The sequence below is a fragment of the Cupriavidus sp. 05T42 genome (assembly GCF_056396345.1).
The window spans coordinates 125176-140064 of sequence record NZ_JBFTLH010000002.1 but is presented as its reverse complement, the minus strand read 5'-3'; the positions used below and the strand labels follow the sequence as shown (position 1 = coordinate 140064).

General features: G+C 67.8%; 13 protein-coding genes. 8 read left to right on the top strand and 5 right to left on the bottom strand.

Annotated elements, in window-relative coordinates; genetic code table 11:
• The first annotated feature begins 35 nt into the window (after nt 1–35).
• The 3 genes from AC1EJR_RS02690 (at nt 36) to AC1EJR_RS02680 (ending at nt 2617) form a co-directional block, all read left to right on the top strand.
• Entirely contained in the window at nt 36–689 is a 654-nt protein-coding gene (locus tag AC1EJR_RS02690) for a protein-L-isoaspartate O-methyltransferase family protein (RefSeq protein ID WP_092290573.1), read from the top strand.
• Nucleotides 690–705: 16 nt separating this feature from the next.
• Entirely contained in the window at nt 706–1029 is a 324-nt protein-coding gene (locus AC1EJR_RS02685; RefSeq protein ID WP_092290575.1) for a rhodanese-like domain-containing protein, read from the top strand.
• A 136-nt stretch (nt 1030–1165) separates the two neighbouring features.
• On the top strand, nt 1166–2617 hold the full coding sequence (locus tag AC1EJR_RS02680) for a TolC family outer membrane protein (protein ID WP_441645189.1): 1452 nt from the start codon (nt 1166–1168) through the stop codon (nt 2615–2617).
• Here the strand turns inward: AC1EJR_RS02680 and AC1EJR_RS02675 are convergent.
• The 5 genes from AC1EJR_RS02675 to AC1EJR_RS02655 form a co-directional block, all read right to left on the bottom strand.
• On the bottom strand, nt 2614–3915 hold the full coding sequence (locus AC1EJR_RS02675; RefSeq protein ID WP_477104841.1) for an O-antigen ligase family protein: 1302 nt from the start codon (nt 3913–3915) through the stop codon (nt 2614–2616). The two genes, AC1EJR_RS02680 and AC1EJR_RS02675, sit on opposite strands and share 4 nt — an antisense overlap.
• 85 nt (nt 3916–4000) lie before the next feature.
• A complete protein-coding gene (locus tag AC1EJR_RS02670) occupies nt 4001–4798 on the bottom strand; it encodes a DUF4377 domain-containing protein (protein WP_477112919.1) in 798 nt (265 codons plus the stop codon).
• A 116-nt stretch (nt 4799–4914) separates the two neighbouring features.
• Nucleotides 4915–6189, bottom strand: a complete 1275-nt coding sequence (waaA, locus tag AC1EJR_RS02665; protein ID WP_477112824.1) for a lipid IV(A) 3-deoxy-D-manno-octulosonic acid transferase — start codon at nt 6187–6189, stop codon at nt 4915–4917.
• A complete protein-coding gene (waaC, locus tag AC1EJR_RS02660; protein WP_477146866.1) occupies nt 6189–7301 on the bottom strand; it encodes a lipopolysaccharide heptosyltransferase I in 1113 nt (370 codons plus the stop codon). The genes waaA and waaC overlap by 1 nt, the downstream gene beginning before the upstream one ends.
• Nucleotides 7282–8667 carry a phosphomannomutase/phosphoglucomutase gene (locus AC1EJR_RS02655; RefSeq protein WP_477146865.1) on the bottom strand — a complete coding sequence of 462 codons (1386 nt, stop codon included), beginning with the start codon at nt 8665–8667 and terminating at the stop codon, nt 7282–7284. The genes waaC and AC1EJR_RS02655 overlap by 20 nt, the downstream gene beginning before the upstream one ends.
• A gap of 172 nt (nt 8668–8839) precedes the next feature.
• Between AC1EJR_RS02655 and AC1EJR_RS02650 the strand changes: the two genes are divergently transcribed.
• The 5 genes from AC1EJR_RS02650 to AC1EJR_RS02630 are packed head-to-tail and all read left to right on the top strand — an operon-like array spanning nt 8840 to nt 14810.
• The gene (locus AC1EJR_RS02650; RefSeq protein ID WP_255370677.1) at nt 8840–10009 is read left to right on the top strand and encodes a glycosyltransferase family 4 protein; all 1170 of its coding nucleotides are present in this window, start codon (nt 8840–8842) and stop codon (nt 10007–10009) included.
• A gap of 1 nt (nt 10010) precedes the next feature.
• Nucleotides 10011–11339, top strand: coding sequence for a sugar transferase (locus AC1EJR_RS02645; protein ID WP_454757261.1), 1329 nt, complete (start codon nt 10011–10013; stop codon nt 11337–11339).
• Nucleotides 11339–12472, top strand: a complete 1134-nt coding sequence (locus tag AC1EJR_RS02640; protein ID WP_477112820.1) for a glycosyltransferase — start codon at nt 11339–11341, stop codon at nt 12470–12472. The genes AC1EJR_RS02645 and AC1EJR_RS02640 overlap by 1 nt, the downstream gene beginning before the upstream one ends.
• Entirely contained in the window at nt 12472–13719 is a 1248-nt protein-coding gene (locus AC1EJR_RS02635) for a lipopolysaccharide biosynthesis protein (RefSeq protein ID WP_477146864.1), read from the top strand. Before AC1EJR_RS02640 ends, AC1EJR_RS02635 begins: the two co-directional genes overlap by 1 nt.
• Complete coding sequence (locus AC1EJR_RS02630) at nt 13716–14810, top strand: glycosyltransferase family 4 protein (protein WP_454757264.1); 1095 nt, start codon at nt 13716–13718, stop codon at nt 14808–14810. The genes AC1EJR_RS02635 and AC1EJR_RS02630 overlap by 4 nt, the downstream gene beginning before the upstream one ends.
• The last annotated feature ends 79 nt before the right edge of the window (nt 14811–14889 follow it).

Here is a 14889-nt window from a genome sequence, read left to right as displayed (position 1 = left end):
CTCCGCAAGCACTGGAATTGGAAGGAAAAGGCAAGATGGATCTCGAAAAAGCCCGCTTCAACATGATCGAACAGCAAATTCGTCCGTGGGACGTCCTGGACCAGGAAATCCTGGACCTGCTGGCCGTGGTCAAGCGCGAGCAGTTCGTGCCGCAGGCATACGCCGCGCTGGCTTTCGTCGACATGGAGATCCCGCTGCCGGCCGGCCAGAACATGCTGGCCCCGCGCGTGGAAGCCCGTCTGCTGCAGGACCTGAACGTGCGCAAGCATGAGAATGTTCTGGAAATCGGCGCCGGCTCCGGCTACATGGCCGCCCTGCTGGCCAACCGCGCCCGCCACGTGCTGACCGTGGAAATCGTGCCCGAGCTGGCCGAACTGGCCCGGCAGAACCTGGCCGCCGCCGGCGTGAGCAACGCCGAAGTGGCCGAAGGCAATGGCGCCGAGGGCTGGGCTGCCGCCGCGCCGTACGATGTGATCTGCGTGTCGGGCTCGGTGCCCGAGATTCCGCAGGCGCTGCTGTCGCAGGTCAAGGTGGGCGGCCGCATCGCGGTCATCGTCGGTGACGCGCCGGTGATGGAAGCGCGCATCATCACGCGCACCTCGGAATCCGGCTACCAGTCGGTGAACCTGTTCGAGACGCTGGTCAAGCCGCTGCAAGGCGCTGCCCAGCCGTCGCGGTTCCAGTTCTGAGCCGCCGGGAGCCGCCATGCAGGTCATTACTGCCCCCGAACTCGCGCAATGGCTGGCTGACGCCGGCCGCGCCAAGCCGGTGCTGCTCGATGTGCGCGAGGATCTCGAGATCCGCACCGCCGCGATGCCCGGCATCACCCACATCCCGATGGGCCAGATCCCGGCCCGCCTCGGCGAACTCGACGATGAAGCGCAGATCGTCTGCATCTGCCACCACGGTGCGCGCAGCATGCAGGTGGCCAGCTTCCTGGAGCGCCAGGGCTACGCCAACGTCTACAACCTGACTGGCGGCATCCACGCGTGGTCCACGCAGGTGGACCCGTCCGTTCCGCAGTATTGAGGGAGGCGGCCCGGGCGATGTCCGGGCCCCGCCGTCACGCTGAATCCCGAAGTCCCGAAGTCGCTCGCCTCAGCAGTATCACCCGTAGACCAACAAGAACGATGGCCGCGCGCGCGCTGGCCGAGCTGGAGATGTCATGAGTTTCGCGCTTCTCGCCGTGCCCGGTGCAGCCAGGAAACCCCTGGCGCTCGCCGTGTCCCTGCTGGCCCTGCTGCATGTTCCGGCCGCTGCGGGGGCGGACCTGCTCCAGGTCTACCGCGATGCGCAAGCCAATGACGCCCAGTTCGCGAGCGCCCGCTCACAACTGCTGGCCACGCGCGAGCGCCTGCCCCAGGCACGCGCCGGCCTGCTGCCGCAGGTGCTTGGCACGGCGGGCGTGCAGCGCACCATGGCCGACTACAGCTCGCCCGTGGACGTCACGCGCTACTTCAACGCCAACACCTGGGCGCTGCAACTGACGCAGCCGCTGTTCCGCTGGGATCGCTGGGAAACGTACAAGCAGGGCGAACTGGCCACGCTGGCCGGCGAAGTCACGTTCCAGCAGGCGCAGCTCGACCTGATCACGCGGGCCTCCCAGGCCTATTTCGACGTGCTGGCCGCGCAGGACAACCTGTACCTGGCCGGCGCCCAGAAGAAGGCCATCGGCGAGCAACTCGAGCAGGCCAAGCGCAATTTCGAGGTGGGCACGGCCACCATTACCGATGCCAACGACGCCCAGGCGCGGTACGACCTGGCCACGGCCACCGAGATTTCGGCCCGAAGCGCGCTCGAAGTGGCACGCGCGTCGTTGCAGCAGATCACTGGCAAGCCGGTCGACGAATTGATGGGGCTGCGCGCCGAGGCCGCCATTCCGGGCCCGATGCCCGCCGACGTGAACGCCTGGGCCGCGCAGGCGGAGCAGACCAATCTTCAGGTCGGCGTTGCCGGCTACAACCTCGAGACCGCCCAGCGGGAATCGAACAAGGCCCGGGCCGGCCACCTGCCGTCCGTCGACCTCGTCGCGTCGTATGGCTATACCAATGCGCAGGGCACGGCGACCCAGCTCAGCAATGTCGGCAGCCGCTACAACTCGGGCGTGGTCGGCGTGCAACTGAGCATTCCGATCTACGCCGGCGGACAGATCCAGTCGCGCGTGCGGGAGACGCTGGCGCTGGCCGACAAGGCCGCCAGCGACCTCGAATTCGCGCGCCGCACGGCTGCGCAGACTGCGCGGCAGACGTACTCGGGGGTGTCCAACGGGCTAGCGCAGGTCAAGGCGCTCGAAGCGGCCGAACGCTCGGCACAGAGCGCGGTGGAATCGAACCAGTTGGGCTACGAGGTGGGTGTGCGCATCAATATCGATGTGCTGAATGCCGAGGCGCAGCTGTTCTCGACCCGCCGCGACCTGGCCAAGGCCCGCTACGACACGATCATGAACGGGCTGCGCCTGAAGGCGTCGACGGCAGTGCTCAGCGAGGAAGACGTCGTGCAGATCAATACGCTGCTGACGTCGGTGCCGGGCACGATGTACAAGCTGCCGGAGAAGGCGCGGGTGGGGTCGGCGCCGCTGCCATCTCCATTGCGCCGCGGTAGCCGGAACCCCTCCTAGATACTGCCGAGATTGACGCGATTCACGCCGCGGGACGGCATGCTTGCCGCGGCGGCGCCCGCCTTCAGGCCGCGCACCGCATAGACCTCGCGGCCGGATAGTCCCAGCAGCAGGCCGATGAAGCCGGCATAGAAGACCACGTTGGCCTGATGCGCCATCGTTACCTGGGTCAGGCCGGAGAGCAGCGAGGCCATCACAACACCGAGCCCGGCGCCCGCCAGGCTCACACCGCGATCACTATTCGCGGCGCTGCACGCCAGCAGGGCCCTGAAGAATAGCCCCGCCGGCACCAGAAACAGCCCCAGCATCGCCAGCAATCCGGGGAGGCCCGTCGTCGCCGCAGCCTCCACAAGATCGTTATGTGCATGTTCAAGCACACAGGCGAGTGATTTGGTCTGCTGGCAGAACGGCGCGGCATGCAGGATCCGAGCGAACTGCCCCACTCCCGCCCCGCTCCACGGATGCTCGCTGAAGTACTGCATGCCGATGTGCCAGATCTTCAGGCGCACGCCGACAGAGGTTTCGATATTGCCCTTTTCGAACTGGTGGATTTCCGCAACGGCCTCGTCGACACGCTGCGAAACCGGGTTACCCGGAATCGAATACGCCCCGACCGCCAGAACCACCACGGTAGCGATCGCGATGGCGAACATGCGCACCGTGAACCTGCGGTAGCGGATCAGCAGCATCGGCACCACGGTCAGCAGCATGGCCACGGCGGCGCCCCGGGTGCCGTTGAGCATCAGGATCGCCATCGCACACAGCACGTTGAACCAGGCCGTGGCATGGGCGCGACGGCTGTCGCCGGGGCGGGCAAAGCCCACCAGCCCGATCGCCGCGACCATGTTGGCGAAGGCGATCGCCTGCGTCCAGGCCGATGGCCGGAGTTCGGCCAGCGCGAACCGCTGGTAAGCCACAATGAGCAAGGCCAGGACCAGGGCGAGGGTGATCCCGCGCCAGAGCACGGCGGGATTGGGCGCCGCGCGAACGATCAGCCAGCACGTCAGCACGGACAGGATGACCCGGGATGGATTATCGAGCACATCCCAAGGGGTGCCGTGAACGAATTTCGAGACGAGGTAGACCGCGACGAAGCCCAGCACGGCCAAGGCCAGCGGCCGCAGCACGGCGGCGTGCTCGCGCCAGGCCGGCAACATCTGGCGCCAGCCGGCCAGCATCAACAGCCCCACGCCAGCAAGGAACACCCCTGCGCCACGCGGCACGCACAAAATCAGCACCGGGAAGGCAAACACCAGGAAGTCGGCCATCTTCGACAGCCGGTTCTTTTGATCGATCATAAAAGGCCTGCAAATAGACTGGAGCGGAACTGCGGGAGGTCCCATTCTTCCCGAACCAGCCCGGCATTCTAAACGATCGACTAGGTCACCCCCCGCGCTTGCGCTCCTCCACGCTCAACAGCTGCCAGCGGATGGCCGACGCGTCGGCTGGCGGATTCGGCACCTGGTACTCGCGCACGCGCAGCTTGTAGCTCACGCCGGATTCGAAATCCAGGCCCTCGATCGGCCCGTACCAGAGCTGCCACGGGGCATCGGGCGATTCGCGCCAGCGGTAGCACTGCATGCGGCCCACGCCCGAGCACTCCACGCGCTGGGAGTCGATATAGACGATTTTCTCGTGCCCCGCGGCGGCGTCCGCCTTGGCGCCGCGCCGGCCCACGCCTTCCCGTTCGACGAATTGCAACAGATCGCCGTCAGCCGTCTTCCAGATGATCTGGCGCCCCGTGGCGCCGGCGGACGGCTGCGTGCCGACCGTCGTAAAGGGCGACTGCATGGCCTTCAGCAGCGCGCTCTCCACCTCCATCCGCACGCCCGGGCAGGCCATACGCGTGCCGGCGATGCGGTCAAAGCGGATGCCGGCGCTGGTCTTGCCATAGCCGCCGGTGAAGCGGTTACAGCCGCTGGTGCCGCTCACGGTGCCTTGGGAGGCATCAATGCCGTCATTGAATTCGAAGATGACCGGCTGGCCGTTGTCGCCATGCGGAATGTCGCGGACTGTGCCATCGGCGTTCTGCCAGCGGATCAGTTCCCAGCGGCTCGGGCCGCCGGAGCGGGTCTCGTTAAGGCTGGCGCTGGCCGATGGCTGGTCGGGCGCCGGGCCGGTGGCGCAGCCCGCCACCGCCGCCACGGCGGCCAGCGTCAATGTGGCGAAAACACCACGCATGGAGAAGGGATGTTGCATCGATCGAGCTCCTGGTTGCGCATGCCACGATAAAGAGGCGGATGTCGCACTTTTCCTCACTATGCAACCAGTGTAGACGCCCGCGTGGCGCCTGTATGTCAGCGCAACACTGGCGCGACGGATGCCAAAGTGCGCTGCGTGGCACCCCGATGCAAGCCGGCGAACGTCAGCGCATGGGCACGCATGTCGGCCAGACGCGCTTCGTCGGCCAGCACGGCCGAGGCGGCGGCCATCAGGGCGTCGGCGTCGGCCACGCGCAGGCAGGCGCCGGCGGCGATGGCATCCTCGGTGGCCTGGGCGAAGTTGAACGTGTGCAGGCCCATCAGCACCGGCGTGCCGACGGCGCAGGACTCGATCAGATTCTGTCCGCCGAGCGGGATCAGGCTGCCGCCGATATAGGCGATATCCGAGGCGGCGTAGTACATCGCCATCTCGCCCATCGAGTCACCGAGCACGATGTCGGCGGTGATCGGCGTGTCCAGGGTTTCCACGTCCAACTGGCTGCGGCGCTGCACGCTGAAGCCGGCGCGTGTGGCCAGCGCCGCCACCTCGTCGAACCGTTGCGGATGGCGCGGTACCAGCAGCAGCGCGGGACGCGCCGCGCCGGGCCAGCGCGCGAAGGCCTCCAGGATCAGCGGCTCCTCCCCTTCACGCGTGCTCGCGGCGGCCAGCACGTGGCGGGCGCCGAACGCCCGGCGCAGGGTCTGGCCACGCGTGACGCCGGCCTCCGGCGGCTGCATGTCGAACTTGAGATTGCCGGTCACCTGCACGGCTTTCACGCCGAGCGCGCGATAGCGCTCGGCATCGCCAGCCGTTTGGGCCAGCACCGCCGTGAAATCGTTATATAGCGAGGCCGCGGCGCCGCCGAAGCGCGCCGTCCGTCGATAGCTGCGCGGCGACAGCCGGGCATTGACCAGGAACAGCGGCACACCTACCTGGCGCGTGACGTGGACCAGGTTCGGCCAGACCTCGGTCTCCATGATCAGGCCCGCCTCGGGCCGGAAGTACGCGAGGAAGCGGCGCACCAGCGCCGGCACGTCGTACGGCAGGTAGCACTGCTGCACGCGTGGGTTGTCGCCATAGAGCTGCTGGCCAGTCTGGCGGCCGGTCGGCGTCATATGGGTCAGCAAAATACGATGGCGGGGATACGCGGCCAGCAAGGCGTCGAGCAGCGGCTGCGCGGCGCGCGTCTCGCCGACGGACACCGCATGGACCCAGAGCCACGGCCCGTTGGCCGGCAGCCCGCCATATCGGCCAAGCCGCTCCCCGATGTGGCGGCGATAGCCAGGTTCCTTGCGCGACCGCCAGACCAGGCGCAGCAGCGCCAGTGGGAGGATCACCCCCCACAACAACGTGTAAACCAGACGAAGCATCAGGCAGGCACTCCGCGTACCCGCACGGCGGCGGCGTAGACCTCGTCGACGGACGGCACGATGCCGTCGTCGCCCACATTGGCGATGCGGTCGGACCAGTAGCCCTCGGTCTTCCAGCGCCAGGTGGCGGTGTAGATCTCGACAGTGGGCCGGCACAGCGCAGCGGCGATATGCACCAGGCCGGTGTCCACGCCGATGACCACTTCGGCCCGATTGATCAGGCCAAAGCCCTGCATGACCGAGAAGCGCGGCAGCACCTGCGCGCCGGGCATGCCGGCGGCGAGCGCCTCGGCATCGCGGCGTTCGGATTCGCTGCCCCAGGGCAGCAGCACGGTCAGGCCCTCGGCATGCAACTTCTGACCGAGGGCATGCCAGTTCGCCACGGGCCAGCGCTTCTTCGCGCCGGCCGTGGCATGGAAACAGACCGCGTACCGAGGCGGCAGCCCGGCCCAGAGCGGATCATCGACATGCAGCGAGGTCGCCGCAGGACCGAAGAAGCGCGGCGGCTCCGGTGGCGTGCCACCCGTGAGCGCGGCACCAAGCAGACGCGAGCGCCGCACCGAATGGGTCTGGCGCGGCACCTTGACTGGCGCGGTATAGAACAGGCGCGATGCCGGCTCGTAGCCGGAACCCTGCGTGGCATTGCCGAGCCCGATCACGGGCGCCCCGGCCGTGCGCGCGGCGGTGCGCGCCACGATGGCGGTCTTCAGCAGGCCCTGGGTCTCGAGCACCGCGTCATAGGGCCGGGCCCGGATCGCGTCGCGCAGCGCGCCGACTTCGGCCCAGGTGTCGCCCTGCCAGAAGCGCTTGCGCCAGCGCCGCAGCGCGAACGGAATCACGCGATGGACGTCCGGCAGCAGCCGCACCAGATCGACATAGCCCTCTTCCACCACCCAGTCGATCTCGGCATCGGGCCAGCGCGCGCGCAGGTCGTGGATGAGGGGCATGTTGTGCACCACATCGCCCAGCGACGAGACCTTGACGACCAGGATGCGCGGCCGGGCCGGCAACGCGAACGGCGCGGTCACGACAAACGGCGCGGCGAGCGGCGCGGCCTGGTTCGACGTTGCGGCGCCGGCCGGCTGCCCCACTTCAGAACGGGAGCTTTGCATCCGGCTTCTCGGCCAGGATCACGCGCTTGAACTCGGCCTGGATGCGCGCCAGCGCGGCATCGTTATCGGCTTCGAAACGCATGACAACCACCGGCGTGGTGTTGGACGGACGCGCCAGGCCGAAGCCATCGGGGTACTCCACGCGCACGCCGTCGATCGTGATGACTTCGCGCGCGCCCTCGAACTTCGCATTGGCGCGGATCTTGTCGAGCAGCGTGAACGCCTCGCCTTCGGCACACTTCAGTTGCAATTCGGGCGTGCAGTTGGAGTTCGGCAGCGCGTTCAGCACGGCGCTCGGGTCGGCGTGGCGCGATAGGATCTCCAGCAGGCGCGCGCCCGTGTAGAGTCCATCGTCAAAGCCGTACCAGCGGTCCTTGAAGAAGACGTGGCCGCTCATTTCCCCGGCGATTGGCGCGCCGGTTTCCTTGAGCTTGGCCTTGACCAGCGAATGGCCGGTCTTCCACATCAGCGGCTCGCCGCCGTGGTCGCGAATCCACGGTGCCAGCTTGCCGGTGCACTTGACGTCGTAGATGACCTGCGCGCCCGGGTTGCGCGAGAGGATTTCCTCGGCGAACAGCATCAGCTGGCGGTCCGGGAAGATGACATCTCCGTCCTTGGTGACCACGCCGAGGCGGTCGCCGTCGCCGTCGAAGGCGAGGCCCAGCTCGCAGTCGGTGTCGCGCAGGCACTGCATCAGATCCTGCAGGTTCTCGACGTGGGCCGGGTCCGGATGGTGGTTCGGGAAATGGCCGTCGACATCGCAAAACAGCTCGACGACCTCGCAGCCGAGCGCCCGGAACAGGTCGCCGACGAAGGCGCCAGCCACGCCGTTACCGGCGTCCAGGGCGATTTTCATCGGGCGGGCCAGCTTGACGTCGCTGACGATACGGTCGAGGTACTGTTGTCGGATATCGACTAGTTTGTATCCGCCACTGCCCTGCGTGTACTTGCCGGCCTCGATGCGCTGGTGCAGCGCCTGGATCTGGTCGCCGTAGATGGCCTTGCCACCGAGCACCATCTTGAAACCGTTGTAGTCGGGCGGATTGTGGCTGCCGGTGACCATGATGCCGGACCCGGCGCGGCGGCCGTCCAGCTCGATATTGGTGCCGAAGTAGACCATCGGGGTGGCGACCATGCCGAGGTCGATCACATCGACACCGGCAGCGCGCAGCCCTTCCACGAGTCCGCCGAGCAGATCCGGGCCGGACAAGCGCCCGTCACGGCCCACGACGACGGTTTTCTCGCCAAGTTCGACGGCGGCGGAGCCAAAGGACAGGCCGATCTGGCGGGCGACCTCGGGCGTCAACGTCTTGCCGACGATGCCGCGGATGTCATAGGCCTTGAAGATTGAGGGGTCAAGTTTCATGTGGCTTCCCGTGTACGAGTTCATGGTGCGATACCGCCCGGAGACTGGCCTGGGCGGGGCGCGGGCAGGGCGCCAAAAAGGTGTATTTTGCCGGATTGTGCAAACCGCGCCAGTTTATAATCACCGGGCTACCTGCAAACCGTCTGCAAACCGGCATTTCTCGCGCGATTCCGTGCCGCCCATCCAACTCTCTTCCGCGTTCGTGCAGAACTTGCCTCCTTCCCGGCCTCGCGTCGCCTTTGTCATCACCAATTCCGAGATCGGCGGCGCCCAATCGCACGTCGCCGACCTCGTGCGCGCGCTGCGGGGCCGCATCGACGCCACGGTGCTGGCGGGCGGTGAGGGACCACTCTTCGCCACCGCGCAGGCCGCCGGGGCACAGACGGCGCGGCTGGCCCTGCTCGACAACGCCATGTCGCCGCTGCGCGCCCTGAAGACCCTGCGCGAACTGATGGCCGCGCTGCGCCATGCCGCACCCGACCTGATTCACGTGCACAGCGCCAAGGCCGGCGCGCTCGGCAGGCTGGCCGGGTGGCTGCTCGGCATCCCGGTCGTCTACACGGTACACGGTTTCGGATTCAAACCCGCCGCGCCGCTGGCACGCCGGTTGGCATCGCGCGTTGCCGAATGGTGCCTGGCACCGCTGGCCGCGCGCCTGATCTGCGTGGCGGATGCGGAGCGAGAACTGGCGCGCAGCCTGCCGATCCCCGCGTCACGTATCAGCGTGATTCACAACGGTATCCCCGACGACGCCGCGCGGGCGCAGCCGGCAGCGCAGCTCACGCGGATCGTGATGGTGGCGCGACTGGCCGCGCCGAAGCGGCCCGATACGGTCATCCGGGCCTTCGGGCAGGCGAAGCTGGGCGATTGCGAACTTGTGATCGCCGGCGCGGGACCGATGCGCGGCGCCATGCAGGCGCTGGCCGACGCCGTCGCGCCCGGCCGGGTACGCCTGCCGGGCAATGTCGCCGACATCCCCGCCCTGCTCGCTTCGGCGCAGGTCTTCGTACTGGCCTCCGACCACGAAGGCTTGCCGCTTTCTGTACTGGAAGCGATGCGGGCAGGCCTGCCGGTGGTGGCGTCGGACTTGCCCGGCATCCGTGAGCAATTTGGCGACATGCCAGACGCGCTGCTCGTGGCTGAGGGCGATGAGGCCACGCTGGCCCGACATCTGTCGATGCTCGCAGGCGACAGCGCGCGCCGCGCCGCCCTCGGCCGGCTGTCTCGCGCCCGATGGGAGCAGGCGTTCGGGATTGGCCCCATGGCGGACGCCACGTGGGCGGTCTATCGGCAGGCGCTTGGCCGGCGGGTGAGCGAGCCCATGCCCACGGAGCGTGCCTGACATGAGCGCCAACAAGGAAGCCGCCCGTCTCGCCGGCACGTCGCGCGCCACGACGGCCAGCCGCGCGTCCGAGACCATCCGCCGCGCCAGCCGCATGCTGTCCTGGGCCGCGCTCGGGCTCGTGCTGTTCGGCCTCAACACGATCGCGGCGGAAACCCTGCACCACGCGGGCATCGTCACCTACGTCTTCACGCGCACGCTGCTCTGGGGCATCGTGCCGTACCTGTGCACGTTCCTGTTGCTGCATCGCTCGCTGCACCTGCCGCCGATCGAGGGCAACAGTCTGGTCGGCATCTCGGCCACGCTGCCGTTTGCCCTACTGCTGTTCGTCTTCGCCGGCTGGCATATCGAGTACTCGCGCGGCGCGCTGCTGCTCGGCTACCTGACCACGCTGGTCTGGAGCGGCATCGGCTACCGGCGCTTCGTCCAGAACTACGTGCCCGTCATCGGCTACACGGACCCGCGCGCGCTGGAACAGCTCGAGGCGATCCTCGCCATGCCCGGCGCCAGCCCGCCGGCACGGATCCGCTTCGATTTCATCCGCTCGATCGAGGATGCCGTGTTTTGTGACGGCCTGATGCTCGACCGCTCGGGCACCGCCGACCCCGAGCGCACGCGCACGCTGGCGCGGCTGAAGATGAGCCACGTCCGCCTGTATTCGGTGGAGCGGATTGGCGAGATGCTGACCGGCCGCGTGGGGCTCGACCATATCGACGAGAACTTCCTGGACGACTACGCGCGCCACTATCTCTACGGCTTTGTGAAGCGTCTGCTCGACATCGCCGCCGTGCTGTGCCTCGTGCCGCTCGCCCTGCCGCTGTCGGCGCTGACCGCGCTGGCCATCCGCCTGGAGCAGCCGGGGCCGGTCCTGTTCCGGCAGGCCCGCGCCGGGCGCTTCGGCGAAGCGTTCACGATGCTCAAGTTCCGCAGCATGAGCGTCCAGTCCGACGCCACGGCGCGCTTCGCGGCGCGCCAGGATGCCCGCGTCACGCGCGTGGGCCGCGTGATCCGCAAGTATCGGCTGGACGAACTGCCGCAGTTGTGGAACGTGCTGATGGGCGACATGAGCCTGATCGGCCCGCGCCCCGAGCAGGTGCCGATGGTCGACACCTTCGCCGAGACGATTGCCTACTATCCGTACCGGCACCTCGTGCGCCCCGGGCTGTCCGGCTGGGCGCAGGTGCAGCAGGGCTATGTCGGCACGCATGAGGAAACCGTCACCAAGCTGAGCTATGACTTGTACTACGTCAAGCATTGCTCGTTCGCGCTCGATTTGCTGATCGTGGTCAAGACGCTGCGCACGCTGCTGACCGGCTACGGAGCCCGCTGATGGCGCCAGCCACCATGCGGATCCTGCTGATCACGACTGGCCTCAAGGTGGGCGGCGCCGAGCATCAGGTCGTGGCGCTGGCCCGTGCCTTCCTGGCGCTCGGGCACGCGGTGGCGATCCTGAGTCTGTCGCCGGGCCGGGAGATCGACATACCTGCCGGCGTCGAGGTCTTCGAACTGAACATGCGTAAGACACCCGGCGGCATGGCCAGCGCGTTGGCGCAGGCGCGCACGCTGGTACGGAAATGGCGACCGGACGTCATGCATGCCCACATGGTCCACGCCAACCTGTTCGGCCGACTGCTGACACGCCTCGTCGATAGCCCACCGCTGGTCTGCACCGCGCACAGCTTCCGCGAAGGCGGCACGATGCGGATGCTGGCCTACCGGCTGACCGACCGGTGGGCCGCGCTGACCACCCACGTGAGCCAGGACGGCCGCATCGGCATGATCGCCGCCGGGGCGGTGCCGGACGACCGCATTGTCGTCGTGCCCAACGGCATCGACGTCGAACGATTCCGGCCCGATCCGGCGCTGCGCGATGCCACCCGCGCCAAGCTGGGCCTCGCGCCGGATACACGGATGATCCTCAATGTCGGCCGGCTGGCGCCGGAGAAGGCCCAGGATCTACTGATCCGTGCGTTTGGCCAGCTGCCGCCCGCCGCGCGGGTGCACCTGCTGATCGCGGGCGGCGGCGCGCTCACCGAGGCGCTGGCCCGGCAGATCGCAACGCAGGGGCTCACATCGTCAGTCACCCTCCTCGGCCCACGTGACGACATCCCTGCCCTGCTCAACGCGGCCGACTTGTTCGTCCTGTCATCGAATATCGAAGGGCTGCCCATGGTGCTGGTGGAGGCGCTGGCGTGCGGATGCCCGGTGGTGTCGACCGACGCACCCGGCGTGGCCGAAGTCCTGCGCGACCAGGGCGTGATTGTGCCGCGCGGCGACGCAGCGGCGCTTGCCGGCGCGATGGCCGAAGCCCTGCGCGCGGGTCGCGGTACCCCGGCACAGGCGGCGGCCCGGCGCGAGCGCGTGCTGTCCGCGTTTTCGATCGACAGCATCGCCCGACGCTGGCTGGCGCACTACGCCAGCCTGACGCACGGCGCGCGTGCCAACCCGGCGGAGACCGCGTGATGCATCGGCGCATCGCGGGCAATGTGCTGTGGATGCTGGCCGAGCGCGGCCTGCAGGTGGGCATCGGGATTGGCGTGGTGGCCATGCTGGCGCGCGCGCTCGGGCCGGCCGGGTTCGCACATTTCCAGTACGCCCAGTCGGTGGTGCTGATTGCCGCGTCGCTGGCGCTGGTGTGCGGTGCGGAGGTGGTGGTGCCGCGTCTCGTGGCGACGCCGCCGGACGCCCAGGGCCGCATCATCGGCCATGCGTTTGTGCTGCGTCTTGGCGGTGGCGTGGCGGGGTACTTGCTGATGTGTGCGTACCTGGCGCTGACATCGCCTCCGCCGGAGATCTGGCACGCGGCGCTGTGGCTCGGCGTGGCCATCCTCGTGCGCGAGCCCTTCGGCGTGGTCAATGCGTGGATGCAGGCCAACACCAACAACCGGCCCGGCGCCTTGGCGAGCCTCGCCGCGCTGTCCGTCAAGGCCACGCTGGTCGGCGGGCTGTTCGCCGCGGGCGTGACCACGGTGTCGGGCTACGCCACGGCGTTCGCGCTCGAGGCCGTGCTTCTGGCCGCACTGCTCGCGGCCTATTACCTGACCCGGGCGCCCCGACAGCCCTTGACCTGGCAGGCGAGCCAGGCGCGCGAGTTGTTTTCGGCGGGCGCCTTGTTCTGGGTCAGCTTCATCCTGATGATGGGCGCGCGCCGGGTTGACCAGCTCGTGCTCCAACCGACGGTGCCGGTGGCGGACTTCGGCGCCTATGCGGCGTGCATGCAGCTGCTGGATAATTTTTCGATGCTCGCGACCATCCTCGTAGCGGGCATCGCCCCCAGCTTCGTCTATGCGCGCACGGCGTTTGCGGAGGCTCACGCGAACATCGGCCGGATTGCGGCGGCGCTGGGCGCGCTCGGGCTGGTCGGTGGCCTGGCGATTGCCGCGTGCGCGCCGTGGATCGTCCGCCTGCTCTATGGCAGCGCCTTCGAGGCCACGGTGACGCTGCTACGGGTGGCCGCCGTGGCATCTGCGCTCGTCTTCGCGGACGTCGCCCTGACCCTGCTGGCGGTCTACCTGCGCCGCCCGCGCTGGGTGGCGATGAAGTGGGCGCTGGTGCTGGCGACGACGCTCGCCTTCGATCTGGCGGTCATCCCCCGGTTCGGCAACTGGGGCGCGATTGCGGGCTATGTCCTGGGCAACGGTGTCGCGGTGATCGTCGGCATGGCCCTGTGGTGGCGCAACCGCCCCGTTCGCGACATGGCAGCGGCGTGAGCGGCACCGCCCTGCCCTCCGTCTGTTTCCTGACTGGCACGCTGAACGCGTTTGCAGGTGCGGAGCGGATGACAGCGGTGATCGCCAATGCGCTGGCGGAGCGCGGGTACCGGGTGCACATCCTGAGCCTGTGGGACCGGGCCAGCGTGTTTCCCCTGCACGCCGATGTGCAGCATCATGCACTGTTCGAGCATCGGCCGTCGTTCAAGACAGCGTATCTGTCGACAGTCCTTGGCATCCGGCGCTTTGTGCGGGAACACGGCATTGATGTGCTGATCGAGGTCGACACGATGCTGGCGCTGTTCACGGTGCCGGCCACCGTTCGTATTAACGTCCGCAGGATTGCGTGGGAACACTGCCATTTCGATGAGGATCTGGGGCGGCGGGCCCGGCGGGTCGCGCGCCGGCTCGCGGCACGGACCGATGAAGCGGTGGTGGTGCTGACGCAGCGGGACAAGGATCGATGGATGACCGCGCTACGGCCGCGCTGTGCGTTGCACGTCATCGGCAATCCCCTGCCATTCCCGATTCCCACAGTAGGCGCGCCGGGCGACACCCAGACCGTACTGGCCGTGGGCCGACTCGTCCCGGAGAAGGGCTTCGATCTGCTACTTGAGGCGTGGGCAACCGTGATCCGCAGCCATCCCGCGTGGCGGCTCGTCATTGTCGGGGAGGGCGTTGCCCGACAGACCCTTGAATTGCAGCGGCAAAGGCTTGGGCTCGAGCAAACCGTCGCATTGCCCGGCGCCAGCGCGAATGTCGAAGCTTTCTATCGGAATGCCTCGATTTTCTGCCTAAGCTCCCGATTTGAAGGATTCGGTCTCGTTCTTCTGGAGGCCATGGCTTTTGGACTGCCAGTCCTGTCCACCGACTGCGAAACCGGTCCCAGGGAAATCATCGAAAATGGCAGGAACGGGATACTGGTCGCAGTAAATAGCGCGCCCGCGCTCGCAGAGGGAATGCTTCGGCTTATTGAAAATGAAGATTTACGGCGCACCCTGCAGACGCAAAGCCGCGCGGAGGCGCATGGCCGGAGCACCGCGGCGATTGTCAGCCAATGGGAAAATCTGTTGAATTCGCCGCTTCGCTGAGCCCTGGGGAATTCCCGGCACGACTTGCTTACAAAATGGCCCATAGCGGAACAAATGTATCGCTCGCCGCATGAAAGAG

Excerpts from the sequence above, each read along its gene's own strand:
- AC1EJR_RS02690 (WP_092290573.1), top strand. The coding sequence starts at position 36 with ATGGATCTCGAAAAAGCCCGCTTCAACATGATCGAACAGCAAATTCGT.
- AC1EJR_RS02685 (WP_092290575.1), top strand. The coding sequence starts at position 706 with ATGCAGGTCATTACTGCCCCCGAACTCGCGCAATGGCTGGCTGACGCC.
- AC1EJR_RS02680 (WP_441645189.1), top strand. The coding sequence starts at position 1,166 with ATGAGTTTCGCGCTTCTCGCCGTGCCCGGTGCAGCCAGGAAACCCCTG.
- AC1EJR_RS02675 (WP_477104841.1), bottom strand. The coding sequence starts at position 3,915 with ATGATCGATCAAAAGAACCGGCTGTCGAAGATGGCCGACTTCCTGGTG.
- AC1EJR_RS02670 (WP_477112919.1), bottom strand. The coding sequence starts at position 4,798 with ATGCGTGGTGTTTTCGCCACATTGACGCTGGCCGCCGTGGCGGCGGTG.
- waaA (WP_477112824.1), bottom strand. The coding sequence starts at position 6,189 with ATGCTTCGTCTGGTTTACACGTTGTTGTGGGGGGTGATCCTCCCACTG.
- waaC (WP_477146866.1), bottom strand. The coding sequence starts at position 7,301 with ATGCAAAGCTCCCGTTCTGAAGTGGGGCAGCCGGCCGGCGCCGCAACG.
- AC1EJR_RS02655 (WP_477146865.1), bottom strand. The coding sequence starts at position 8,667 with ATGAAACTTGACCCCTCAATCTTCAAGGCCTATGACATCCGCGGCATC.
- AC1EJR_RS02645 (WP_454757261.1), top strand. The coding sequence starts at position 10,011 with ATGAGCGCCAACAAGGAAGCCGCCCGTCTCGCCGGCACGTCGCGCGCC.
- AC1EJR_RS02640 (WP_477112820.1), top strand. The coding sequence starts at position 11,339 with ATGGCGCCAGCCACCATGCGGATCCTGCTGATCACGACTGGCCTCAAG.
- AC1EJR_RS02635 (WP_477146864.1), top strand. The coding sequence starts at position 12,472 with ATGCATCGGCGCATCGCGGGCAATGTGCTGTGGATGCTGGCCGAGCGC.